This is a genomic window from Halobacillus locisalis (assembly GCF_013694105.1).
In the GTDB taxonomy this organism is placed as follows: domain Bacteria; phylum Bacillota; class Bacilli; order Bacillales; family Halobacillaceae; genus Halobacillus; species Halobacillus locisalis.
The window spans coordinates 50964-75217 of sequence record NZ_JACEFG010000005.1 but is presented as its reverse complement, the minus strand read 5'-3'; the positions used below and the strand labels follow the sequence as shown (position 1 = coordinate 75217).

Below are 24254 nucleotides of genomic sequence, written 5' to 3'. Positions count from 1 at the left end.
GACTTAGGTTTCGATTTATACTTGTTTGGTGCTGCTGTTGATTTCTCCATTGGTTGCTGTTCCATTGGTTGTTGTTCCATTGGTTGTTGTTCCATTGGTTGTTGCTCCATTGGTTGTTCAGGGAAAGAATCAATAGGTTCATCCGAATAAACTGGATGCGGAGCTTCTTCTGTTTGCGGTACTTCCCATTCTTCTTGATTAAAAGCTTGGTTTGAATCATTGAAATAGTTTGGATCTACTGAACCTGTATTACCACTATCATGTTGTGAGTTATCTAAAGGCTGCCTGAACGTTTCATCAACACTTCCTTGTTCATTCTCAACGAATGGGTTACTAGTAGTTGATTCAGAAGTGCTTCCGCTCTTAGGAGTGCTTTTTGAATCATTCGATCTTTTATTAGTAGTCGAATCAGAACCCTGTTTACTAGTTGAAGATTCCTTCAATTCATTTTCATCCTGTCTAATTCGTTCAGCTTTACGCTTACTAGAAACCTGTTTAGCAAATGTCTCAGGGAATTCATCATTTAAGCCCTTTTCTCCAACTTGTTCAACTATACTGTCATAGTTTTCTTGGACTTCTTCTTCGGAAATCGAATCAATACCAGCCTCATCTAATGCTTCTACTGTTCGCCCTGTTGTTTCTTCCGATAGACCTACAGATGATAGGTTATCTTCCATTACCTCAAGATTGCTTTGATACTCTTGAGCTTGTGCTTCCCTATCTTGTTCTTGTTGCATAATCTCTTCTTTCTTTGCATTGGCATCTTGATTTCTTTCGTACATTAAATGACTCATATATGCGGAGCGACCAGCTTGTTTGGCATCTTGTTGACCTGTTACACCTGAACCTATAGCACTACCTATATTAGCCCCTGCCATAGCTCCTTGAGCACCTCCAGAGATTCCTCCAACAGTAGCCCCCGCAACAGTCGCGGTGTTTTGTACTCCTTTTTGTAATGGTTCTACTAGAGCTTGATTAGCTTGTTCTCTTAATGCTCCGATTTGTTCTGAACCTAATGTGAATATGCGTCCAATCCTTTTTCTAAGAATGAACATTGTTGCTAAGAACAGACTTTGGAATAGAGACATAGCAACAAACCCCATGATCCCACTACCAGAAACATTCGATACTATAGACGCTGTTCCTAACATAATGTCTGTCAGTCCAAAGATGAACAATGCCATCAATGATACGCCTAGCTTCAAAAACAAAGGGATGGTTAATTCCAAAAGATATCTAGTAACAACACCAAATTGATTAGGTAATGCCCCTACGATTAACGCAAATGGAGCAATCATTGCGATTACTAAGAACCACATTTGAAATACAAATAGTAGTACCGTTAGAAAACCAATAGGGATTGAGTTGATGAAGTTAGTACCACTAACTAATGCTACAAAAGCTATTCGATCGAAAAGTTTCGCTCTGGTCATCATTTCATTACCGCTCTCAGTAATCTCTTTTTCGACTAACTCATTCCGTTCTTCGGTCCCTTGTGATGCCTTTAGTAAATTTTGAACTCGATCTTCTCCAATAGAAGATTCATCAATTACCCCATATTGCAAAAACAAATATGGTTTATGAACAAAATTATTAAATACGTTATCTTCCATTGTTGTCATAACGGATTCATTAGAAATCTCTCCACTTGATTCGTTAACAGCTATATCTGCATTTCCACCTACGATTAGAGATGACATTTCATTAGTAATGTTGTTTAATCCTGACATGATAGAACCATAATTCGTCAGAATCACTAAAGCTAAAACTAAAGCTACTAGTGATTTAAGCATTCCTGAAAACGAAGAAATATGTGCTTTCTTAACTGCAAATTGATACAAAGTGTATATCGCAACACAGGATAATATTAGTGTGAGGAATCCACCGAAGATTCCACCACTTCCAAATTGGCCACCTGATATGCCTGAAATAGAGGCTACTACATCTTCAACTTCGAAGATCAACTCATTGATAATGTTGAGTGAGTAAGCAAGATTCAAAAAGAAAATCATGATGTTTGTGAACAGCATAATCATCTTAAACGGAAAATTAACTAACAAATCGTTCAATAATGTATAGGCTGTCCCTATCGTATCGTCAGGTATGGTTTTCCAAAACTTCATCTTATCTATAAATCCTCTTTCTTCTAACTCTGTAGAATCTAAGTAGTCGATATGATAATCAACTTCCTCATTCTTGAACTTCCCATAAGATGCTCCGAATCCGCTATCCTCTGGTGTTGTAAACTCAATTTGCTTCTCTTCTTCTTCTTTAGCATGTACCGTATTTGTCTGCATGATTGAGAGCATCATTACGCATATAAGCAACAGTTGGATTGGAATAAGCAAATTGCGTATTTTAGATAAAGAAACCATTTTCACTCTCCTTTCTTCTGGTTATCCAAAACAGAAAATTCTAGCATTGCAACAATCAAACTCCCTGCAACGCTTCTTCCTTATTGCTCAAATCCTCTGAACTTTCATTAGTAGCAGTTTCACCTCTAGAAATGACCTGTCTGCTTCTTTCACGTTCTTTCTCTTCTTCTGATGAGGTTGATGAATCGAACGCATCAAATAGCTCTTTAAAGACTGGATCGATGGTAATTATGGCTGTTCTACCGTAAATATCTTGGAACAAACATTTACCTCTTGGAAGCTCTTTTAATTTCTGTACATTTCCTTGTGTAGTAGGTAAATTCAAGTACTCAAGCATCCGAGTGGCTTCTTCATTCGTAGATAGACCAAATGAAAACTTCATTCCCATATTGGCTACATCATTTCCATGGTCTGTTGCATTTTGCGATCCTTTAATCAAGGTAGTGTTGTAGTAACGTCCTTTACGAACGATGAAATCCATTAACTCTCTACCAATTGGTGAGTTATCAATCGAACTAGCCTCATCTTGAAGAATCACTTTGTGAATAGAACGGTCACTATTAAGCATGTACTGCTTCGTAAAAGATGTAATTGAAATCAAAATTGCTTCTGAAATCTGATGAGAAGGTCTGATAACTTTTGTAGATTGATTAGGTAAATCAAGGTTTTGAACCATAAGAATTTGCAAAGGTACTTCAACGTTCAACGAACGATAGTCTTGACCAACTTCTCCGAATAATAGGTTAGACAGATTGTTGTTCTTTAAGGTTGAGAACGTGTTGTGTAGCTTCTCAATAGCTTCATATCGACGATTAGTCATATCCTCTGGACGATTATTAAACTTTACATTTAGTTTCTCGATTACTTGTCCTATACAAGGGTCAGCTGTATTTCCTACTTGTTGAATCATTTCTCCTAACACGGCATACTCGGTATCTTGGATTCCGACACCCGCTAAATATGAGCAGATATCCAAAGCAATGGTCTTTCCTTCTTCAGCGTCAGTTGTTGTCCTAAATGGATCCAAACAACCAGCATCCATATCACTTTCTCCTAATGTCCATTTAGAGATGAATTTTGAAGGAATCTGGGGTAACTGGCTCCACCCCTTCCTGTCCCCTTTAGGGTCGATAATAAGTGCCTGGGAACCTGATAGTACCGATAGATAAGTAATAAGGTTCATTGCAAATGACTTCCCTTTACCTGTCTTTCCTGCAAACAACTGAGAAATAGAATCCTCAATGTTTCCTAAACCATCAAAAGCTTTTGCTGCTAAGTCTGGTTGGATAAATACAGGTTTTCTGTTTTTATCGGTCGAACCAATATAAAACCCTCGGTTATCTCCAATGTTCGTAGTAGCACCAAACATCATGCCTGCAATAATCCCAATATCTGAGTCAATTTTGTAATCGTTATTGACCTGATGACCACCTAAAATTCGTTCTTGCATCAAAGAAAGCTGTTCACCGAATGGGTTCTCTACCTTCACTCCATACTTAGTCAATTCATTTCGGAGCTTCTCTGCACGCTTATTCAACTCTTTTTTTTCCTTCGCAGTAATTTTGAAGACGATTGACAAAGAATAGGCTGGCTGACCGGTCTTAGCAAAATAACTTTCAGCTTGAATGGTCCCTGCCTCAGACATATCTAGGTTTAAATCCTGACCACCACCGCCTTTTCTAAGCTCATCCCTTTGGTCTTGGTATTCCAGGCGCTTGTTTGAAAGTCGTTTTGTAATATGAGCATTATCTTGATGATAAGCTCTGACTGATGCAGAAACAGGAAACGACAAGGTTGACTTCATATTGTAGAGCCATTCAAAACTCGGAAAATAGTTTTCACTATTCATGTTTGAGACAACCAAATACTTCGTATATATCTCTTCAATATCATCATCAACCAATTTACTGAATTTCAATGTAGTAGGAGAAACTTCTTCGATATTAGTCATTTGCAGGTCTAGAAAGGCTTTCTCCTTCGGTCGGATCGCTCTTTCTGACCTTCCTTCTTCATCCATTCCTTCTACTTGTTTGCCAGATTGGAAGTCACGACGCATAAACACGTCAGCATTAGAAGGTATAACGGAAAACTCCTTTTCTACTAAGTAAACAGTTTCTGCTGTAGTAATGGGTCTCACAGGGCAACTGAAAGCCGTTTGAAGGTTGTTCCTCATTGTTTCAGCCTGTTCGTGCCACATAACGATTTCACTTTCTAGGATGTCATTAGCGTGTAATCCTGCTGCTCTATTTATTTGGCTGTTCAAACCTTTAATAAATTCCTTAGCATTTGAAATTAAGTTCTTACCTACATTCGAGTCCTTGATCTTTCTTTTATCATGATCCAATTGAACTCCTATGAAATCATTAGACTCTGTTGATTCACTCATCTTCTTACGTTCTAATAGGCTCTTTCTAACCATTTCCATGTAGGATTTACCGTTACCCTTAAGAACGTATTTACGATGTTCCATATCCTCTAATGTAGAATCGATTATTTCTTCTACATTTGTTGGAAAAGGTTCTGAGATGAAATGAAGATCGCTGATATTGTTAAACAGAAATGCTGTCTGTTGGTTAAAAGGAATGAACTTATCAAAGTGATCTAAAAAGTCATAATTGAATCCAGAAACGTGAAAGTAGGCTGTGACTGTACCATCCTTACCAAATACTAAGTTCCCATCTACATGCTTAATGGGAAACTCGAGTGTTTTCTTACCCATGAGCAAACCTCTCCTCTCTATTTCTTCTAAAAATTAATATTAATATTGTTTTCGATATTGTTTACAATATTAATTATCTAACAAAAAAATAAAACGGTGCTGCTTATTTATTGATGACATTCGTTACCTTTGTTCTTTCTTTTTTCTTCGCTTTGAAGTGGTATGTTTGTTCAGTGAAATGATCTAGAGAACGGGTTTCTGCATACGTTACAGTTCCGTATCCTCTCATAGAGTAAGAACGAGGTTTCGGAATCTCTTTGTCCCGCACATAAGTAACTCTTTTAGATTTACGCCAGTAATATTTGAGTACTGAACGGAAAAATGCCAAAGGCAAACGTCCCTCTGTCCTCGTGTCCGTTAGAATGTAGGCAGTCATAGCAGGGAACACGATCATGTATATGAAGGGTATCCAGTTAATAAGATTCCCTACAATAGGCATGAAATAGAACAGGCAAGAAAAAATAGCCATTCCTAAAAAATAAAGTAAAGCTCTGAAGGCTATGGGCCTGCCCAAAGGCAAACCCATAAATTGATACAATTTTCTATCAAACTTCAGATAATCATTAAGTACCAATAACTTGACTCTTTGATTTCGTTCATTTTCCATAACAAAGCTCTCCTTATGAGAATTAACCTAAGTTCATTAGTTCTGCTATTTTCTCACCAATATCACCTAAGATTGTTGGTGTAGTGATGAAAATTGCAATGATTGCTAAGCCAAAAACGGAACCTGCCATGACGATCCACTGTCTTTTGAAACCAGTTACCAACAAAATCACGATTAATGCTATCGTTAACAAGTAACCCGCCTGTTCTTGAATAAAATCTACTACTCCTGAAAATCCCATTATAAAAACCTCCTAATTATTGTTCATCGTCTTTTGTTTCTTCTGTTTCATTTGAATCGTTATCAGTGTTGCTTTCTGATTCGCTGGCATCACCTGTGTTCTCTGTTTCATTATTAGTTTTAGAAGCTTCTGATACTTCTTCTTTGGATCTAACTTTTTTACTGTCTAGACTATCAATGCCAGATACGACGAAACGTCCATCATTCTCTGCAATTGATAATTCATAGTCAGTTGTGTAAGAAAGTCCTGTTTCCTCATCTTCAAAAGCAACTTCTGCAAATACAAACAGATCCCCATTTTCACCTTTTTGCCGTACATCTGATGACTTCACATCTACAAAGGCTAAGTCACCTTTCAGACCATTAGTTACATCATCACTTTTTAAAAGGTAATTTAAATTCTCTTGTGGATCTGACGCAAAGGAAGGAAAGAATGTGTATAGAAAGTCATCTACACGGCTTGCTACCGCATTTTCCACCCTATCTAGTCCTGCTAACGATACATCTCCTACTGTCGTTTCTTCCTCTACATAGGTGAATTTAGGCAACTCATAAACACCGAATGTCTGTCCATCAAATGCGACAGGAACAACAAAGAAATGTTCTGCTTGCTTAGACTCCAACACCTTCTTTTCACTCAATTCTTTCTGTTGCAACTCGTATTTAACTAAGTAAGTAATCATAGCTATATCGTCATTTACTTCATCAATCTTTCTTAGACTGATATCTCTCACTATCGAGTCTTGCTCAAGTGAACCCGTAGACAGTCCAGCATCTGCTACGATGTGCCCTGCAAGATAAGGTTTTAGCCTTTCACGCCTATCTACTATGCCTTCTCTATCAGCTGTCCATGTGAAGTAGTCTCTGCTGAAGCTTTTACCGAAACTAACAGCTTCTTGTGAAGTCACAATGCTTTCTTGATCTTCAATCAGCTTTTCGATATCGACACTCCCTTTACTTGAATTAGAGAACATCGTGGCAAACACCACCAAAAACATGAATGCAAAGAGAGTCCAGAACGATAGGACGCCAATTTTTCGAGCAGCGTACCCCTTTGGCTTGCCTGATACCAACTTTTCTTTCTTCTTACGGTCTTTTTCTTCTTTAGATTGATCGGACATACGCTTTATTCCTACCAAGATTTTTTTGAATTGGCTTTGTTTTTTTTCTTTATTTGACATACAATTCACCACCTTTCAAATATGCTTTTTACCTCTTAGCAAAAACTAAAAATACAATTCCTCCCACAATCGCAAACGACATCATTGCTCCATACTCCAAAGATATCCAGTTGTACGCATTTTCTAGGTTCAAAGCTACTTCATCCCAAACTGGTCTTAATTGAGGGAATTGATCCATTAAAACTCTCCCGAATATTAAAACGAAGGCCAGGAGTACGATAACCCCAATTAAGGTTTTGAAAAAACCCATTATGTCCCCTCCTTTCTAGTCGTTTTCTTTCATCTTCTTAAACCCATCAATGACAGTAATGTTTCCTTCTTCTTTTCGATTCTTTAGCTTAATTTTTCTTTCGCGTTCTTTGTCATCAATCTCGAAGGTAACTTCCAATACCATGACTGGGAATTGCTTTTTTTCTTGCCAGTCATTATTAAGCCAATAGGCTTTATTGATTTCTTTAAGAATCGCACTTACATGTACATCGTTATCCGGATCTTTAACATTGTAGATTTCATTCAATGTTGGAGTACCAACATCAACATTAGCTGGCATTTTCATTGTTCCTTTGATTAACATATCCTTCACTCCTTCAGTTATGGGGCATCACCTCCCCATTGCTTTACTAAATCATCATCTGACCATATTCGAAGCTCTTCTTTTTTGGCTTTCTTTTCGGCTTTTATGAAGCTGTCCGCATACTTTGTATTTGGTTCCTCTACATAAGCAACTCTTGCAAAGCCTTGCGATACCATGTGCTTGTTTATGTTTTCTTCCTGAAACCAGACGTGAGCGAGGAGACGATCGTATTTATCCCTCTCCTTTTCACCTCTTTCTACAACGACGACATAATCCTTGAGCAGCAACCTTCGCAAGTATTCTTTAGCCTCAATACCGAATGACTGGTTCTGGCCTTTGTACTTCCCTGCTGTTTCAGGCGTATCGATTAATAACATTCTGACAACCTCGGTTTCTTTTGTTTCTTCAAATTCAACCAAGATTGTGTCACCGTCATATATTTCTTTAATTACTGCTCTATCCCCAGGAATCTGTTCCTTATCATCCTGCTCTTCTTCTAAAGTGGTTTCTTTATTATCCTCTGGATCGGATTCACTTTCTGACTTTCCTAACTCCGAAAAGTGGACGAATACCGCTGAAAAAAATAGAACGAAGAGCAATACTGCTATGCCTCTCACTGCTCCACCTCAATTTCTAAAACCCATCGAATTGACTGAACGATTCAACCAGAGATTCCTTCATATTACCGACATCTACATCTGATTCACTATCATCAGAAGGAGAGGGTTTACGACTTGTGTTTATAGGGTCAGCAGTCTCCATGAGCTCGATGATTGTATCGAATTTATCTGATTGTTGTTGTTCGATACTCAAAAGGCTATCTTCAATCCTCTTGAGTATCGAATCCTGTTCAAAATTCTTTTCCAATCGTTCTGCCCCATAAATACACAAGTTCTTCAAAGCTTGATTTTGCTCCGACTCATTAAATTGTTCTAGATATTTCTTCAGGGCTGCATCACCCTTATTAACCCTTACAGAATATACACTTCTCATTGTCATCACCTATTATTGAGCAATTCGTCTACTGGTTAGTTCGCCCATCAATAGCTTTCCAATGCGATAATAACCAATTGGATTTGCATACTGGCTATCGACGATTTGTTTGAGTCTGTCGTCAAAGCTCTTTTGAAGGTGCTCAAAGAATAAAGATCCACCGCCACCTACTACGAAGATTTGGTCGAATGTATCTGATTCTTCTTTCCAAAGCTTTTTAATCTCATCAACAATACTGTTGTTAACCGATTCAAACGAGGCTTCCACTTCATTAGCCATATCAAATCGCTTTCCTTTGTAATTAATGTTTTTTTGCTTTAGAATCCTGTTTATTTTTGCATCAGATATGGTCGAACCACCTGTTTTATTTTGATAAGCTAACCTTATATTGCTGTAAAGATTCACAACGCCTTGGTCAATTGTGTCTGACAGTGGAAACAGCGTGCTGAATGCTCCGCCTGCCTTCATCTCGATGACGCATACATCAGTAGTTCTGAAACCAATATCAATCACTGCAATTTGATTGCCTTCTTGCATGAGCTCAGCATTGAATGACTTTCCATCATGGTTCATTAGCGCTGCCCAAATAGCTGACATGCCTTGCGGAAAGACCTTAGCTTGATGAATGTTTATATGACGATTACCTTCAAAAGTGTTTCCGTTCATCCATTCAATAGCTGGCTTTGGTTCCTCCAACTTGTTCTGAAATGCTTCTTTTTGATCCTTATAGTAATTTAGTGGTAAGCCTGTAAAGAGGATAACTTCTTCCGTATCAGCGTCTGCCACTAAATGAATTGCCACGTTCATAAGGATGTTTGTGTACTCATGCTTATAACGCTCCTTCTCAAAAACTCTTGAAGCATCACTTGAGTTTTTAATCGCCATTTCACCGATGTAATAATGCTTCTCAGCAATCTTGACGTGCAGTTCATCTAAATCCATTGTTACTTCATTACTTGTAGCGTCCTGATTCATAAAGTTCGCTAATGCACGATCACGACCTGAACCAACTACTGCAGGAAAAAGAACTCTATTCCCATTACTTGCTATTGCTTTCACATAGCCATAACCTACATCTACTGCTACCATTTCTCTTTTTGTCATCTTCTTTTCCCCTTTCATTTTCACTACATATAAGCTTGGATTTCTTGATACCCGACGAGTAACAACCAACCTGTTAAGGCAACTCTCACGATACGGTCGATGAGAAGGTAATTAAGCCTTGAAGTCGGGATTCCTATAAAGGAATGATGCGGGTATAACAATTGAACACGTCCAGTAATCATGTCTCCTAGAATGTGTGCTACAATCCCTGAAAAAACAGCTAATCCAAACGTAAGGTTAGTAAACAACATCACCAACAAAGACATTATTAAAGCAAAAGGCAAAGAGTGAGTTAATGTTCTATGACCTACAAGGCTTTTAAGAGGATACGAGATAAATAGTAATGGTCGGCCGAGCTTCGATTTCGGTTCGTCTATGTCCGGAATTAGACTGGAGACTCCTCCTACAACTGCGCCTTTCCAATCTCCCGTCATCAAAAAACCTAATGCTATACCTGATAACCCGTGTGTAGTCCATTCCATTCCAATACACCATCCTTTCATCAAGAATTAAGCAATAAAAAAAGTCATTATAAATCTGCCCTTATCGTTTAAATAAGGAACAGACCTATAATGACTCAATGAAACGCATTTAATTTTATATTTCCTGGATGAGGAAACGATCATTAACTTCCTCTCCAAAGAGAGGTATCAAATAACAAAACCAAAACTCTGTAAAAAAATTTAAGAAAAATGCTGTGTGTAACATTTTTTCTCAAATCAAACCAGTTACAGAAGTGTAAACATCATTACAACGTGTGTGAAGCGTTCTAATAATGTTTCGAGAATAAACTGTTTACTGTTCATTCCGTTAGATTCATTATACCCATTCAAAAAACGAATTGCAACACCGATAATAAATAAGTATTTGAAAAAATGAGGTTTGATTAATTTGTTTTTTTTAAATAAAATGAACTACAACCGTTAACATATAAAAAGAATGCAGGTGATTACGTGTCCAATAAATCTAGACTTGTAATAGGATGTCGTCGTTGTAAAGAAGGATATGAAGTAGCTAATTATTTTGCGGATATTCCCCAACACTTAAATCTAACTACTTCTTTTCATCAAGAAGATATAAATGCCTTGTTTTTTGAAAATTATTCTTGTCCTTTTTGTCATAACACACTCTATATAACCCCCCCGATCATCGAGTTTGTAAGTGTATTCGAGAACAAGAACTTTCATGTGAAATTCGAAGAATATTACATTCGAATCATTAATGAGCAACACTACATCGGATTGCCAAAGGATAAAGCGCCAGAGGATATATATATCGATCTTATGAATTCTGGAATAGATATTGAAGAAGACATAACATTACCAAATACAAGAGAAGTACAATACTTGCAAGATGTTGCACATGAATACGATCGTAACCAATGGGTCTTAGAATTCGAATCAGGTAACACAGAACACTCAATAGATGAGCTCACTAAAAATAGATACAAATAATTCAGGGGGCTGGTTCTTCCAGCCTCTTTTTTTTATATAAACACATATTATTTAAGGAGGAATATTTAATGCTCAATTTTAAAAAGTGGATGATTACCAGTTGCTTTACTCTGTTACTCATACTTCTATCAAGTAATTTAGTAGGTGCTGAATCTCTTCAATGGGAAACAAAAGACAAGGTAAAGATCGATAAGAAATGGACTGTTACCTTTAACCAAGAGTTAATCGACTCGCCTGCCAACAAATCATTGATCACCGTGTATGATAAGACTGAAGTAAAGAAATTAGATGTAACCGTAGAAATCCAAGCAAACAAAGTGATCATCACTCCACCACTAAACGAATTTCATGAAAAAACATCCCTGACTTATGACGACAACAAAAGCTATACATTACATATAAATGAGGGTCTAACATTTGAAAGTGGTCAGACATATAAAGATAATCTAACAATGCCATTTAACACCGTTCGTCAGTCTTACCTAGATGAAGAATTTAAAGAATTAGCTCATAAAGGCATACTAAAAGACGTCCCATTAAAAGTTGGTGATTCTATTTCAGATGTAATAGCTCAAAAAGGAAATGATTATCAGGAAGTCTATTCTGCAGGCACTACTTATCTTTATTATGAAAACGATGATTTTTATATTTATGGATACGCTGATGCTGATCCTAGTAAAATAAATACAGTAAGCGTTAGGTTATATGGCGGTGAATATTATAAAAAAGACTTCTTGAAACTATTTGGCCCACGGGACTATTTAGATCAGATAGAAGATGCTGTTAACCCAGACCCCAATTGGTTTAAAATTGGTAATTATAAACTCCTGTTAGAAAATTACAACTCAATATATGTTGAAGATGATATGCTCGTTCATACAATTACTCTTACTAAATGGAAAAAAGGCGATTTCGATATCAACTAAAACATAATAATATCCAAAACTACCCTTTTCGTTCTATAAGGGTAGTTTTTTAATTAATATCATTATTGATATTAATATAGATATATATATTGCTATCCATAACAATGAGCAGGGAGATAGCAAAGAAAGCGCAAGAACCTAAGTAAGAAACTAATCTCCAACAAAACTAAAAGGAGGTGAAAATCCACTTAAATAAAGTGAACCAGGAATACTTAAGAGTCTACTAAAAGAAAGACCGCCTATATTAAGTTCTTTTAATAGGACAGATCTCTTTACATGAATTAGAAGACCTCTTACAAAGGACGTCTTTTTCTTTTTTGATTGTGCTTTGACTGTTTGTATATGCTGGTCTTTTGATTCTGTATGTTCCATTGTTTTAATCTCTTTAATTAGTTGTGAAACCCTTTGTCTGCTTACTCCTACAATTTTTGCGATTTGGGTTTGCTTAGTTCCTTTTATAAAGAGTTTTTTGACCTTGTTAAATGCTCCTTCTGATCTCTTCTTTGTAGTGTACTCTTGCTGAGAAAGCATTCCTTTATTTCTACGTTCTTTTTCTTTTCGGAGACGAGTATATTCTTTAGTAATCAGCTTGATAGTCTTCATTTGGAATTGCATTTCAAAATCATTTTCTATGTTCATAATTTTGACTAATCGTTCATTAGAATAGAATAGTCCCCCCCTTACATATTGAGCCCTATTCCAATCATTGTTGACCCATTCTTGATAATACTTATCTGCGTATTTAGAACGCTTCATGAGCTCTTTATATGTCGTTTTTTCGCTGGAATTGCTACCTTTAAGGTCCATGGTATCTATTAATTTTTGAGTTTGATTTAAGGCATAGTCAAAATCCCCTTTGGACGCTACAAGGGCATGAAAACGAAGTACAAGACATAACCAATTTCGGATTCCTACATAAGATTCCTGACGTTGGTTTTTTATTTGTACATAGGTAAAGATATCTTCTTGTCTACGCATGTTAAGAGTGTATTCATTATGAAAATATGTGAGAGTTCTTTTTGGTTTCGTTTTTGCTTTTTTCGCTGTTTTTCTTTTACGATCTGTAGCTGCTAACTTATAAAATTCTAAGACTTCTTTTAATTGGTACCTTTGTGAGTCTACTAGATATGCTTTGACCTCGTTTTTGTTCTTATGATTTATTGTGTCTGGCATACGTGTAACTGCGTTAGGAGCTTTCACGACATCATCGCTATTTAAGTCTTTTAGAAGGTCCATCACATGATTCTGAACTGATCTCCAATTCAAGTCGTTCGTGTAGCCTTTAATATTAGTGAACGGATCCAAAAGCCACATCAAGTGATACCCAGTACCAGTGAACATGACGAGAGATGGCTTCAATAATTGATTCGTTTTGATAAGATGGTTTATTCTACTGAAAAATTCTTCATGAGAAATACCTAGCTTGTAATAGTCCAAATCCATCACTAAGCTAGTTGTTTCTTTAATGTTTTCTTGAGTACGGCCACCACTTCCATCTGGACTTTTATAAGGTAAGTAATATGTAGAGTAGCTCGTATAGATATTGTAGTTTTCCTTTGCATGGGCAATTTCTTTCTTCATGCTGTCTTTATCGGTAATGGAGTAGAAGCGATTCACCTGAAAATCATCATTTTGTAAAAAGAGGTTGATGTATCCTTTGTGAGAGTCGGGCGAATAGACTACGTCGACGAACTGTTCCCAATTGATAGGCGTTACTGCGAAGGCGAAATTTTCTATATGAGTTTCATTTTGGTTATGTATTAGTGTAGATGTCAGCACAATAATAAACCTCCTGTCCTGGCTTCTTAAATGCAATGTTCCGCATGAAAGAATCAAAAAAGGACAGGAGGTTATTAGTTTAGATAATCATAGAAAGTTCAATATTTCTCACGATATTAACAACAATATCAGAAAAAATATCACAAACAATATGAACGCAAAAAAATCCCGCGAAATGTTTTACTTTCCGACCAAATGTGGTAAGATACTAATAACGATAATTTAATTAAGTCCTTTCTTAACTCTTTGTGCACAGTCGCCAAACTTAGAACAAAGATTAAGAAGCTCTGAAACCTGCTAATTGACCGTTAGTAGGTTTCTTTCTTTTTGTTAAGAGAATTATATCACAAATTTACTAGATTTTAAGGGGCATTATCAAAAAAATATACAGTAAACTGTTTGCAAAAGTCCGTGAATGCTGAAACAGCAGGGATTCTCTTAATTTGAGACCCCCTGCTGTTTTTTTATTCCTACCTGAAATTAACCATATCGGTATCGCCTTCTATACGCTCTGTTAAGGTTGTTTGTCTGAACATGATGTCGTTGTTTCCAATGGCATAATTTAAGGCAGATATCTGTCCGATCATAATAAGTTTTGATTCAGCCCTTGTCATTCCAGTATATATTAAGTTTCTTTTTAGCATGGTATAATGGCTTTTGGAGACAGGCGTTATAACGATAGGTGACTGTCCTCCCTGACTTTTATGAATAGTAATGGCATACGCTAAATCTAGCTGTTTCCATTCGCTTTTCTCATGGGATGTGACCTTACCTTGAAAATTAATAGTGATGACGTCCTTTGGTCGGGTGCTGTCTTCACTATTTTCTTTGCCTATTTTAGTGATAATGCCTATGTCTCCATTATATATACCTTTATCTGGATCATTTACTGTCTGCATAACCTTATCCCCTAATCGAAATACCCTTTTTCCGTGAAGAGCTTCTGTTTTAGCAGGAGTAGGTGGGTTTAACACTTCTTGCAACCTCTCATTTAGCTCATAAGTCCCTATTCTGCCTTTTTTCATAGGTGTTAAGACCAATATATCTGATAGATCATGTCCGAGCTCTCTAAAACGCTGTGTGCTCTTTATAATGGCATCCTGTATTCCTGATTCCTCAGATTTATTTATGAAATACATATCGTTTTTAGCTGCGTCTAACTCAATAGACTGCCCCTTATTGACTTTGTTGGCATTTGTGATGATCTGACTTCCTTGTGCTTGTCGGAATATTTCTTCTAACTGAATTCGAGGTACGGCATTGGCTTCTATTATATCCTTTAAAACGTTACCCGCATTTACACTTGGTAATTGATGAATATCGCCAATCAAAAGAACTTTTGACTGTCGCGGCATAGCCCTCAGTAATGAATAGCTCATTTGTAAATCGACCATACTCATCTCATCAATGATATAAAAGTGATGGTCTAGCTTATTGTTGTGATCATGGTCGAAGCCCCCGCCTTGTTTGTAACCGAGCAGACGATGGTTTGTCTTTGCTGTATGACCAGTAGATTCCTCTAACTTTCTACTAGCCCTGCCCGTAGGAGCTGATAAAGAGATTTCATGTTTGGGATGAAACCGTTGGTAAATCTCTAATATTGCTTCTACTACAGTTGTTTTACCTGTACCTGCACTCCCTGTCAGTACAGAAATGTTTTCATTTAGTGCCATTTTAATAGCTTTCTTTTGTTCTTCCGCTAATGTAATACCTCTTTTTAACTGAAATTCCTTAATGTAAGTATCAACCTTCTTCTCCTTCACAGTCTTTTTTTTCGTATTGAGAATTTGCTTCACTTTTTCCGATAAATAGTATTCATAAGTAAAAAATTCTTTTGGATAGACTCGCTGATTTTCTACTATTATCGAATGTTCTTCTAGGTTAAAGACCGCATTCTGTATGTCGACGAGCTCAACTTTTTCATTAGTGTTTTGATTTAGAACCTTTAACGTGTAGTCCATCAATTCACCTTCATACACAAAGCAATGGCCGTGCTTGAAGCAAAGCTGACTCAACGTAAATTCAACACAGCTTTCTATTCTGAAGAATGAAGTCTTAGGTATCCCCATTCGCTCGGCGATATTATCAGCTTCTGGAAAGGTAACTAATTGTTCCCTAGAGAGTTCGTATGGGTTTCGCTTTAACCGGTCAGCAGAATCACTTCCATACTTCTCATAGTATTTAATTATAGATAAGGGTTCCATTCCATAATTGGATAGATCCGCGACTATTTCTTGTAATTCATATGTTGATTTGACGCTATTTGCGATTGTCAGGGCTTTCTTATCCCCTATACCATTAACATACTTTAGAGAACTTTCTCCTTGTTCCATGATCAGTTGTATTGCGTTCTCCCCTAGCTTATCTACTATTTTTTTCGCCTGTTTTTCGCCACATCCTTTTATAAAAGACGAAGAGAGGTAATCAATGATTTTATCCCTAGTCTTAGGTATAGGTCTTTCCCATTTAAGAACCTCTAACTGCTGACCGAATTTTGGGTGTTGTATGGTTTTGCCTTGTAGGATGATTTCATCCCCCTTTTCAATCCCTATCAGCGTTCCCTTAAATGTCATACTTTCACCTGTTTCTTGCATAAGCACACCTATCATAAAGTTATCTTTTTGGAAGATTACTTTTTCAATCTTCCCCTGTAATTCGCAAATTTCTTTGATTGCCACGTCCATCACATTCATCTCCCAATCATCACTTATATTGATATTAATTTTATTAAATATATTACTAAAGATATTAACATTAATATTGTTATAGATATCATTATAAGAATCTCTTTGAACGTTATTCTGTTCACTTAATGTTATTATATCAGTTGTTTTAAGGCAATACAATATTTCAGGAAATTAAAAAGGCACTGAATCCAGAACGGAAACAGAGCCTTTTCGTTAATCGCTATTGAACAATTTTCTCCCTTTTGATATTGCTTTTTTCAATAAATATTTCTTCTGTAATTTCTCCAAATTCGTTTAATCTCAACGCATTTAGCTGACCTCCAGATACGCAGCCACCGTCAATTCCAATTTTGTCACCATGATATGACTGCCAAGAACTATGCTCATTCTCACTATGATGAAGATAGCTAGTAGGAGTGTGCCCGAAGAACACACGTTTATCATGAATGGTTTCTGAAAAGTAAAATCCTTCTCTAATCCATAAATGTGCTTCTGTGTTCATACGCCAGTCAGGATCTTCTAAGTTAAATCCTGCATGAACAAAGACGCAATGCTCTGATTCATAATAGGTAGGTAGACTATTAATGAAACTAACCATATCTGAGTGGTGTTTCTTTACATAGTCCCCACGTTGACGCCTGGTGTCTTTTTTGAACTTTTGTGGATTGATTAAGTAAAAGGATTTTAACGTTTCATGCAACCCATTATAATAATTAAGCGCTCGTTCACATGATGGCGAGTAAAGCCAGTTCATAAACATATCTTCGTGGTTACCTTTCAATACAACTACTTTACTTCCATATTTATTCTTCAAGTTCATTAGCTCGCGAATTACTTGATAAGATTCTTCTCCTCGGTCAATCATGTCGCCGAGAAAAATTAAGGTTTCCTTTTTTCTATCCCACTGCTTTAAAACCTCTTTCATTTCTCCATAGCAACCGTGAACATCTGAGAATACAAAATACATTTTCAGTCCATCCTCTCCTGATATTTTTAAAGTGACAGACGCCTACACGTATGTAAGGTCTGCTTCAAAAAATTAGAAATCGAAAACTTCATGTGCATCATTCTCAGCGAAATTCTTCGCATGATGTACACGATCGGAGAATTGAGAAACGGTCTGACGACTTGCGTGAGGACCGATTAGCAACGAAATCACCGAGAATCCATCTTTTTTCTTCCTATCTTGAAATTCTTGTAAGAATGAGTTTTTCATATTGTCGTTTCCATCTGTAACAAAGATGATGTCTGCATTTTTAAAACGATTTTTCTGAATAGCTTTCAGACTTTCTCTGAGTGGATAGACAAAGTTTGTTCCACCACCCATGAATTCTGTTGCTATTCTAGTCATTTCTGAAGGAGTGATTTTTCCTTTTGGATATTCCTTATAAGGACGTGCCTTAATAGAAAAAGGAATGTATGCGAAATCACGCTTCTGAAACTTTGCAATGGACATTAAAGCAAGTAGAAATCCTTTGGATTGTTGATCCAGATAATCCATTGAGCCTGATTGATCCAAGCATAGGATGATTGGCCCTCTACCTAAGGATTCTTTACCTTTACTGTCGTGCTGCAATGTCTGTCCTTCAGTGAATCGTCTTAGAAAGTCAGCCTTTGCTTCTGGGATTGCGTAATTCAACAGCTCACTAGGAAGTAGGCGATCAATCTCGTTGCCTGTCGTGATTCCTGATTTAGAAATAGACTGCTTCGAGATAGATTTCTGCTTACTCTTAGCAATTCGTTTGAACCGACCAGCCCACTTAGCAACTTCTTTCATCTGTTTATTGCTTTTTAATTGTTCAGCAAGATTAAATTGCTCTCTTAATGGAACTTCCTTCAGTGCACTATCAGCAGTACCACTTTGAATACCACCAAGAAGCTCCTCGACATCTTTCTTTTGTTTCTTAGCTTCCTCTTGTGCTTGTTGGAGCATTTTTGATAGCTCTCCACCAGTATGATCAACTTCTTGCTGAATGGCTGAACTAACACCCTCCATAGCTTGTTGGAACTCGTCAGAATCTTCACCATGTTCTTCTTTCTTATCTTGAGCTTGATTCATTGCATCGTCCATTTCTTCATTTTCTTTCCTTCGCTCATCTATCCATTCGAAAATCTTACCACTGTAGTTTATTGTAGATAACCCAGACATCAGATCATCAAATTGGGTATTCTCATGAACAGACTGAAAGGAATCATCATTTAACATGTTGCCAACCATTTCTGCATTGGATTGCACGTCAGGCGATTGTTTATCATCGGGAAGTAATTCAGGTGAGCTCTTATAAAAGCTGCTCCACACATCCCCAATTAAGTTATCGAACATAGGAAGGTCTTTTCCCTTCTCACGTACATCTTTCATTCCTTGGGATGCAGTATATAACTGGTGGAATCTTCTCACATCAAATGAATCAGAATTAATACTCGGCTTTTTATATATCCTATCTTTTCGTTTCACACGTTTAGTTACTGGCATGTAATAAAACCCCTTTTTTTAAAATAAAAAAGAGATCAGGTAAAGACTAAAGTCTTCACCTGTATCTCTCATTCTTAGAATAATTTTAATGTGTTTTCTAGATAATCATTTCTGTAAGCTTCAACAGACTTGGTTAGACGATTCTTCTCCGTTTCGTCATAAGTCAGCCCCTGAACTTCATCCATGATCACTTTTAGCTTTCTTATCTTCTCATTAGATTCCTCAAGTGATAGTCCTTCTTCTTTTAGGGCATCCTTGATTTCTTCAAAATCATTCTCAGCTGATTCGAACCTTTGTTGGTTTACGTCCTGAGCGTAGTCCTTAACAATCGTGGCTGTTATTTCCTTTTGCTCAGGCTTTTCCCACAAAGTATTCTTAAGCAATTCCACATCACCTAATGCCACATCATTACGACCATTCATGTAGGCCTGTGCTTTAAGTAAAGATAGAGATTGCTTGAAGCGACGATCACTAGGTCTGACCCCTTCATCTTTTAGCTCATTACGAATATCGAGGAGAGTATCAATGACTGATCCTGGGATATTCACTTGTTCAGCTTCCTGTTGGTAAATGTGAAGTTCCTCTAAAGTAATGGAAGGTACCTCAACATTATCGTTAGTACCTGAAAGCATTTGAACGAATGACTTGTCCTCCTGGATATAGTCTACTTCGTATCGCAGCAAGAAACGGTCAAATAATGCTTCTAGACCTTCGCCTTCCTCTGGGTACTCATTAGATGAACCAACAATAGACATAAGAGGAGTTTGAACAGGGTGACCATTGTTGTAAAACAAACGTTCGTTAATGATCGTAAGCAAGCTGTTAAGAATAGCCGAATTCGCTTTAAAGATTTCATCTAAGAAAGCGAAATGACTTTCAGGTAATTTATTCGATGTATTACGCTTGTACACTCCTTGCTCGAGCTCTTTAAGAGATAGTACGCCGAATAATTCTTCAGGTGTACTGAATTGGTTCAATAGCCATTGGAAGTAATCTGACCCTTCAACAATGTTATTCAACTCAGCAGACAACATGGATTTACCTGTACCAGCTACTCCAATAAACAAAACGTGTTGTTTTGCCAACATAGCAGTGAGCAACGCTTCAATTTCTTCTTCACGCTCGAAGTATTTTTGATTAAGTGCACTCTTGATATCTTTAATTTTATTAGTCATATTATTTTCTCTCCTTAGAATTTTAAATATTATTTGCCCGGTTTATTTAACCGTTAAAGATTGAGTATCCATAATCTTTATGTCGCGGTTAATGATCAGAACCGTGCTACCATCTTTGAATATACGTGCTTTACAGGGGATGCCTAAATCTATTTCATCCTTTGAAGTTGTACTCCAGAACGTCATGGTTTCGACATTGTAGATATTCACTTCAAAAAATAGCGCATCCACTAATCCTATGAGTTCACCATGCTCATCAACTGTGTCAGCCACAGGGTAAAGATGTATAATGGTGCGACCCGAAAGAGTATGAAACAGTGGTAGTTCACCACCGTCACTATAAGCTGAAAAAACATCTTTCAGGTATTCCTCAGACCTTTGGTGAAGTAAAATACTCATTGGATTCGCCTCGTTTCATCTTCAGTTCTTCTTCTTTTAAATTGTTTTGACGCTCTAATTCACTACCTATTTTCTGTAATGACTTCATCATTTCAGGTACATGGTATTCATAGAACGTAACCCCTCTACGGGTTTGAAAAAAATCACCCATCCTAAATTCTCCTTTTAAACAACAAAAAAGAAACCGCCTCTTATAAAACTCAGAAACTCGAGTTATACAAAAGTGATTTCTTTCTTGTCTTCTTATTTAGTGATACGATCCAAGACTTCGATGTACTGACTTCTCAAGTCATCACGATAGTCTTCTAGCTCACTAACATCTATCTTCAGATTTTTACGGTAGTCAGTGTAAGTATCACCGACACGCTTCGCTTCCTTCAAAGCCTCTTGTAACTGTGCTCGACTAGCATTTGACTGCTTTAATGTCTCTAAGCGTTGAATGGCTGTATGAAGGTCATCTTTTAATTTTCGAAGCACCATGTTTCTATTGTCGCTAGAGTCATAAAGCGGTATAGAAACCCCTTCGGAATCAAGTTCTTCACAAAGGGTTTGTAATTTACTGAGGTCGTCAGCAAAGTTAATCGGTATAAAATATACCCCTCCATTTGGACGAACCTGTGTAGGTGCTAAACTGCTAAGGAACTTACTGACCATAACCCTAAGTTGCTGGGAAGAGTAATAAGTAATGTACTTATCAAACTTGTGTTTGGCCTCGTAGGCAAGCTCTCTAGCTGCATCCTCTCCTGGCTTTGAAATCACTTTAAATTCAACGTTTTCTTTATCCAACTCAATAACAGTAGCATTTGATTCGTAATCTAACCGTTTCCCTTGCTTATCCACGTTTTCGATTACGATATTTCGCTGTACCATTTGAGTGTCTGAGTACACTTCCCGAGATAAATAGTTTCGGTTAATGTTCGGATCAGACGTTGGAACTCGTTTACGCTGAATCTCACTGGTTGCTCTCCGAAAAGCGTCACTAGGACGTATTTCATTAGGTAGCCAGTTCTCATCAATTCCAATGTTCTTGAATAAATCGCCTAGATCTTCTCTGGTCACCTCAATATTAGAAGATACCGAGTACCAGAAGATAAAACCTAGCGCTCCCTCTTGATTTTGTGTTGCTACGATGTTTCCACTTTGGATTTGCTCGTTAATATTCACGAGAATCCACCCCTTTTTGAATTAATTTGAATTTGAAATCACTCTTGTTTGAAATCTAATTACGATATCTTGCCCCTATAAACTCGATGTTGTCAGAGATGAAACCTAACAAGCATTCTTTAGAGCAAAAGACTTCATCGTGAATTAACACATACTCACGACCAGACAAAATATCTTCTTCACAGCCCTCACACTTAGTGAATACTTGAGGAAGATCCTCCCTCTCGTATCCAACCTTTGAGATATCGGGATGTTCTAAATCTCTGTTCATTTTAACTACTCCCTTTCTTAATGGAATTTTATATATAAAAAAACCAATCCACGGACTACACCTACTTAGGCATAGAACTTGTGAATTGGTTTTAATATCTAACTATCTAATTTTTTTAATGTGAAAAAGACTTGTTTTTGTCATTAAGACATGACTGAGCTAAGTGAATAGCCAAAAATAACTGTGTCGATTTATGTATCCTTGTAATCAGGATAGGAACGACTGCTCTGTGAAAAAGAGCTTAATAACTGGTAAATATAGCTTCATTATACCCAAAGACAAAGGATTCTTGCAACAGTTAATTGTTCAAAATAGAATTCATTTTTAAAAACAATATTAATATCAATATTGTTATCTTTGTTGTAAAATATATCTATATCTAAAATATTATTTTCATCTTAATGGTAGTGTGATAGACTTTTTCTAAACGGTGTACCGCTCAATACCAAGATGAAAGGGTGATGTAAGGTGACTAAAACAATTGCTGTATCAACAAACAAAGGTGGTGTTTTAAAAACCTCTTTGACCACTAATTTAGCAGGCGTCTTAGCAAGACAAGACAAAAAGGTGCTCATCATCGACGTTGATAACCAAGGTAACTCAAGTATTGCTTTTGGCATTAACCCAGACACCTATGATACAAGCATCTATGATGTATTTGTAGATAAAGACGTTTCATTTGAGGAAGCTATTGTTACTGCATCGGACAATATTGATATTGCTATAAGTAATGATGATATGACTTTCCTGGAGTACGAAGTATTCACGAACAGTAATTTATACACCAATATCTTCGATTTTCTCCAAGATAAGCTGACTAAAAAGGTGAAAAACAACTACGATTACATATTTATTGATACACCACCAAACTTAGGTCTAGCTACAAGTAACGCATTAAGGATCGCTGATTCGTTACTGATACCTTTTCAACCTGAAACGTATAGCCTGCGGTCATTAGTGAAAACATTGAATTTCTACAATGACTTTAAAGAGAGGCACAATCCTAGCTTAGAGGTAGAGGCGATTGTTCCTACATTAGTGGATGCGAGGACTACATTACACTCGCAACTTCTCCAAGACTGCCGTAAGTATGCAGCTCAGAATGACCTTTATGTCACAGATAACGTTATACCTAGATCCATTCGGTTTTCTAACTCTGTCGCATATGGGGATGGCCCAGCCACTTTAAAAGAAAAACTTAATAAGACCGTCAATTCGTATTTCAAATTGATTGAGGAACTAAACTACTAACCGAGAGGAAGATGACAAATGGCAAGAAAGAAAAGACCTAGTAGCTTTGCAGACGTAGCAAGCATGAATAAAAGAAGTGAAGAAGAAGTGGTTGTACCTAAACAAGAACAAGAAGAAAGTTCTGTTCAGCAGGAAGAAGTAAATGAGGAACTAACTCATAATGTTAACGTTGCTGATATTCATAAAAGCATTGTAAAGGACGAAAAGAAGAACGAGAAAATCTTTTGTGGTTTTCATTTAGAAAAAGAGGTTGCTCAAACTCTTGATAAGCTAAGCAAGCAAAGAAAACAGAAAAAAGGCTTCAAATCCAAGTATGTAAATGACCTACTTAAAGCTGTTTTCGAGAATGAAGGATTGCTCTAAAAACCGCATAGAATCAACGTTTTTAGAGGTGAAATATGATATAATGGAGGTATCCCCTTAAAGAAAGGGGGTGTGTAGATATGGATGAGTTGATTGTTCTGATCACGTCTGTTGTGAACCTAAGTAGTGCTGCGATTAATCTCAGTATTGCTTGGAGAAATAAGAGTCGTGAAAAGAAAATAGACCCTCGCTCTGGGAAAGCGAAAAGGTCTAAGAAATAACTCACAACGGGAGAGGGAGTGATCCCTTTCCCAACCATATTCTACTCTTATTATATCCTGATTATTCAAAAATGACAAGAAATGAGGCGATTTGATGCTTACTTTAGCACTAATCACATCATTGATCGCGCTTGCTATATCTATCTATACTTTTGTTCTTACCAAGAATAAATAAAGCCATTCCTTTTGGTTAGGAGTGGCTTTTATTTTGCACTATAATTCGGAGTTACTACTAAGTATTTACTCCGAATTATAAAATCAAACCATTACATTTAGGTAGGTTACATTAACCTTGATA

25 protein-coding genes are annotated in these 24254 nt (G+C 36.9%); 5 read left to right on the top strand and 20 right to left on the bottom strand.

The window, feature by feature from the left end; translation table 11 throughout:
• The 11 genes from H0266_RS18595 to H0266_RS18545 all read right to left on the bottom strand — a co-directional run.
• Positions 1-2375: CD3337/EF1877 family mobilome membrane protein (locus H0266_RS18595; RefSeq protein ID WP_425484327.1), on the bottom strand; the 2375-nt coding region annotated here is incomplete at its 3' end.
• A 55-nt stretch (positions 2376-2430) separates the two neighbouring features.
• Positions 2431-5094, bottom strand: a complete 2664-nt coding sequence (locus H0266_RS18590) for an ATP-binding protein (protein ID WP_181473953.1) — start codon at positions 5092-5094, stop codon at positions 2431-2433.
• 103 nt (positions 5095-5197) lie between these two features.
• Positions 5198-5701 carry a TcpE family conjugal transfer membrane protein gene (locus tag H0266_RS18585; RefSeq protein WP_181473952.1) on the bottom strand — a complete coding sequence of 168 codons (504 nt, stop codon included), beginning with the start codon at positions 5699-5701 and terminating at the stop codon, positions 5198-5200.
• Between the two features lie 22 nt (positions 5702-5723).
• Complete coding sequence (locus tag H0266_RS18580; protein ID WP_181473951.1) at positions 5724-5942, bottom strand: hypothetical protein; 219 nt, start codon at positions 5940-5942, stop codon at positions 5724-5726.
• A gap of 16 nt (positions 5943-5958) precedes the next feature.
• On the bottom strand, positions 5959-7122 hold the full coding sequence (locus tag H0266_RS18575; protein WP_181473950.1) for a conjugal transfer protein: 1164 nt from the start codon (positions 7120-7122) through the stop codon (positions 5959-5961).
• Between the two features lie 28 nt (positions 7123-7150).
• Complete coding sequence (locus H0266_RS18570) at positions 7151-7372, bottom strand: hypothetical protein (RefSeq protein WP_181473949.1); 222 nt, start codon at positions 7370-7372, stop codon at positions 7151-7153.
• Positions 7373-7387: 15 nt separating this feature from the next.
• Positions 7388-7696, bottom strand: coding sequence for a hypothetical protein (locus H0266_RS18565; RefSeq protein WP_181473948.1), 309 nt, complete (start codon positions 7694-7696; stop codon positions 7388-7390).
• Positions 7697-7713: 17 nt separating this feature from the next.
• Entirely contained in the window at positions 7714-8313 is a 600-nt protein-coding gene (locus H0266_RS19720; protein WP_181473947.1) for a thermonuclease family protein, read from the bottom strand.
• Positions 8314-8329: 16 nt separating this feature from the next.
• Positions 8330-8689, bottom strand: coding sequence for a hypothetical protein (locus H0266_RS18555; RefSeq protein WP_181473946.1), 360 nt, complete (start codon positions 8687-8689; stop codon positions 8330-8332).
• Between the two features lie 12 nt (positions 8690-8701).
• The gene (locus tag H0266_RS18550) at positions 8702-9793 is read right to left on the bottom strand and encodes a ParM/StbA family protein (RefSeq protein WP_181473945.1); all 1092 of its coding nucleotides are present in this window, start codon (positions 9791-9793) and stop codon (positions 8702-8704) included.
• Positions 9794-9816: 23 nt separating this feature from the next.
• Positions 9817-10275, bottom strand: coding sequence for a metal-dependent hydrolase (locus H0266_RS18545; protein ID WP_181473944.1), 459 nt, complete (start codon positions 10273-10275; stop codon positions 9817-9819).
• Positions 10276-10746: 471 nt separating this feature from the next.
• Here H0266_RS18545 and H0266_RS18540 point away from each other — a divergent pair, with 471 nt between their 5' ends.
• Positions 10747-11247 (top strand): hypothetical protein, encoded by a 501-nt coding sequence (locus H0266_RS18540; protein WP_181473943.1) that lies wholly within the window; start codon positions 10747-10749, stop codon positions 11245-11247.
• A gap of 68 nt (positions 11248-11315) precedes the next feature.
• Complete coding sequence (locus tag H0266_RS18535) at positions 11316-12173, top strand: Ig-like domain-containing domain (protein ID WP_181473942.1); 858 nt, start codon at positions 11316-11318, stop codon at positions 12171-12173.
• 150 nt (positions 12174-12323) lie between these two features.
• Here H0266_RS18535 and H0266_RS18530 read toward each other — a convergent pair whose 3' ends face one another.
• The 9 genes from H0266_RS18530 to H0266_RS18490 form a co-directional block, all read right to left on the bottom strand.
• Positions 12324-13952, bottom strand: coding sequence for a hypothetical protein (locus H0266_RS18530; protein ID WP_181473941.1), 1629 nt, complete (start codon positions 13950-13952; stop codon positions 12324-12326).
• Between the two features lie 470 nt (positions 13953-14422).
• Positions 14423-16636 (bottom strand): SF1B family DNA helicase RecD2, encoded by a 2214-nt coding sequence (gene recD2 / locus H0266_RS18525; RefSeq protein ID WP_181473940.1) that lies wholly within the window; start codon positions 16634-16636, stop codon positions 14423-14425.
• 223 nt (positions 16637-16859) lie between these two features.
• Positions 16860-17606: a metallophosphoesterase family protein gene (locus tag H0266_RS18520; protein ID WP_181473939.1), complete on the bottom strand. Its 747-nt coding sequence runs from the start codon at positions 17604-17606 to the stop codon at positions 16860-16862.
• 72 nt (positions 17607-17678) lie between these two features.
• Positions 17679-19112 carry a vWA domain-containing protein gene (locus H0266_RS18515; RefSeq protein ID WP_181473938.1) on the bottom strand — a complete coding sequence of 478 codons (1434 nt, stop codon included), beginning with the start codon at positions 19110-19112 and terminating at the stop codon, positions 17679-17681.
• A gap of 74 nt (positions 19113-19186) precedes the next feature.
• Entirely contained in the window at positions 19187-20287 is a 1101-nt protein-coding gene (locus H0266_RS18510) for an AAA family ATPase (RefSeq protein WP_181473937.1), read from the bottom strand.
• A 42-nt stretch (positions 20288-20329) separates the two neighbouring features.
• On the bottom strand, positions 20330-20686 hold the full coding sequence (locus H0266_RS18505) for a hypothetical protein (protein ID WP_181473936.1): 357 nt from the start codon (positions 20684-20686) through the stop codon (positions 20330-20332).
• Positions 20658-20837 (bottom strand): hypothetical protein, encoded by a 180-nt coding sequence (locus tag H0266_RS18500; protein ID WP_181473935.1) that lies wholly within the window; start codon positions 20835-20837, stop codon positions 20658-20660. The genes H0266_RS18505 and H0266_RS18500 overlap by 29 nt, the downstream gene beginning before the upstream one ends.
• 92 nt (positions 20838-20929) lie before the next feature.
• Positions 20930-21850 carry a DUF6744 family protein gene (locus H0266_RS18495; protein WP_181473934.1) on the bottom strand — a complete coding sequence of 307 codons (921 nt, stop codon included), beginning with the start codon at positions 21848-21850 and terminating at the stop codon, positions 20930-20932.
• Positions 21851-21905: 55 nt separating this feature from the next.
• On the bottom strand, positions 21906-22121 hold the full coding sequence (locus tag H0266_RS18490) for a hypothetical protein (RefSeq protein WP_181473933.1): 216 nt from the start codon (positions 22119-22121) through the stop codon (positions 21906-21908).
• Positions 22122-22589: 468 nt separating this feature from the next.
• Here H0266_RS18490 and H0266_RS18485 point away from each other — a divergent pair, with 468 nt between their 5' ends.
• From H0266_RS18485 to H0266_RS18475, 3 genes are all read left to right on the top strand, one after another.
• On the top strand, positions 22590-23372 hold the full coding sequence (locus tag H0266_RS18485) for an AAA family ATPase (protein WP_181473932.1): 783 nt from the start codon (positions 22590-22592) through the stop codon (positions 23370-23372).
• Between the two features lie 18 nt (positions 23373-23390).
• Positions 23391-23735 (top strand): hypothetical protein, encoded by a 345-nt coding sequence (locus H0266_RS18480; protein WP_181473931.1) that lies wholly within the window; start codon positions 23391-23393, stop codon positions 23733-23735.
• Positions 23736-23815: 80 nt separating this feature from the next.
• A complete protein-coding gene (locus tag H0266_RS18475; RefSeq protein ID WP_181473930.1) occupies positions 23816-23956 on the top strand; it encodes a hypothetical protein in 141 nt (46 codons plus the stop codon).
• Positions 23957-24254: the final 298 nt, after the last annotated feature.

Bases quoted from the DNA above. Each gene is read 5' to 3' on its own strand.
- H0266_RS18500 (WP_181473935.1), bottom strand. From the start codon at position 20,837: ATGGGTGATTTTTTTCAAACCCGTAGAGGGGTTACGTTCTATGAATAC.
- H0266_RS18520 (WP_181473939.1), bottom strand. From the start codon at position 17,606: ATGTATTTTGTATTCTCAGATGTTCACGGTTGCTATGGAGAAATGAAA.
- H0266_RS18550 (WP_181473945.1), bottom strand. From the start codon at position 9,793: ATGACAAAAAGAGAAATGGTAGCAGTAGATGTAGGTTATGGCTATGTG.
- H0266_RS18490 (WP_181473933.1), bottom strand. From the start codon at position 22,121: ATGAACAGAGATTTAGAACATCCCGATATCTCAAAGGTTGGATACGAG.
- H0266_RS18570 (WP_181473949.1), bottom strand. From the start codon at position 7,372: ATGGGTTTTTTCAAAACCTTAATTGGGGTTATCGTACTCCTGGCCTTC.
- H0266_RS18510 (WP_181473937.1), bottom strand. From the start codon at position 20,287: ATGACTAATAAAATTAAAGATATCAAGAGTGCACTTAATCAAAAATAC.
- H0266_RS18590 (WP_181473953.1), bottom strand. From the start codon at position 5,094: ATGGGTAAGAAAACACTCGAGTTTCCCATTAAGCATGTAGATGGGAAC.
- H0266_RS18515 (WP_181473938.1), bottom strand. From the start codon at position 19,112: ATGCCAGTAACTAAACGTGTGAAACGAAAAGATAGGATATATAAAAAG.
- H0266_RS18505 (WP_181473936.1), bottom strand. From the start codon at position 20,686: ATGAGTATTTTACTTCACCAAAGGTCTGAGGAATACCTGAAAGATGTT.
- H0266_RS18585 (WP_181473952.1), bottom strand. From the start codon at position 5,701: ATGGAAAATGAACGAAATCAAAGAGTCAAGTTATTGGTACTTAATGAT.
- H0266_RS18565 (WP_181473948.1), bottom strand. From the start codon at position 7,696: ATGTTAATCAAAGGAACAATGAAAATGCCAGCTAATGTTGATGTTGGT.
- H0266_RS18555 (WP_181473946.1), bottom strand. From the start codon at position 8,689: ATGAGAAGTGTATATTCTGTAAGGGTTAATAAGGGTGATGCAGCCCTG.
- H0266_RS18580 (WP_181473951.1), bottom strand. From the start codon at position 5,942: ATGGGATTTTCAGGAGTAGTAGATTTTATTCAAGAACAGGCGGGTTAC.
- H0266_RS18475 (WP_181473930.1), top strand. From the start codon at position 23,816: ATGGATGAGTTGATTGTTCTGATCACGTCTGTTGTGAACCTAAGTAGT.
- H0266_RS18535 (WP_181473942.1), top strand. From the start codon at position 11,316: ATGCTCAATTTTAAAAAGTGGATGATTACCAGTTGCTTTACTCTGTTA.
- H0266_RS18545 (WP_181473944.1), bottom strand. From the start codon at position 10,275: ATGGAATGGACTACACACGGGTTATCAGGTATAGCATTAGGTTTTTTG.
- H0266_RS18575 (WP_181473950.1), bottom strand. From the start codon at position 7,122: ATGTCAAATAAAGAAAAAAAACAAAGCCAATTCAAAAAAATCTTGGTA.
- H0266_RS18480 (WP_181473931.1), top strand. From the start codon at position 23,391: ATGGCAAGAAAGAAAAGACCTAGTAGCTTTGCAGACGTAGCAAGCATG.
- recD2 (WP_181473940.1), bottom strand. From the start codon at position 16,636: ATGGACGTGGCAATCAAAGAAATTTGCGAATTACAGGGGAAGATTGAA.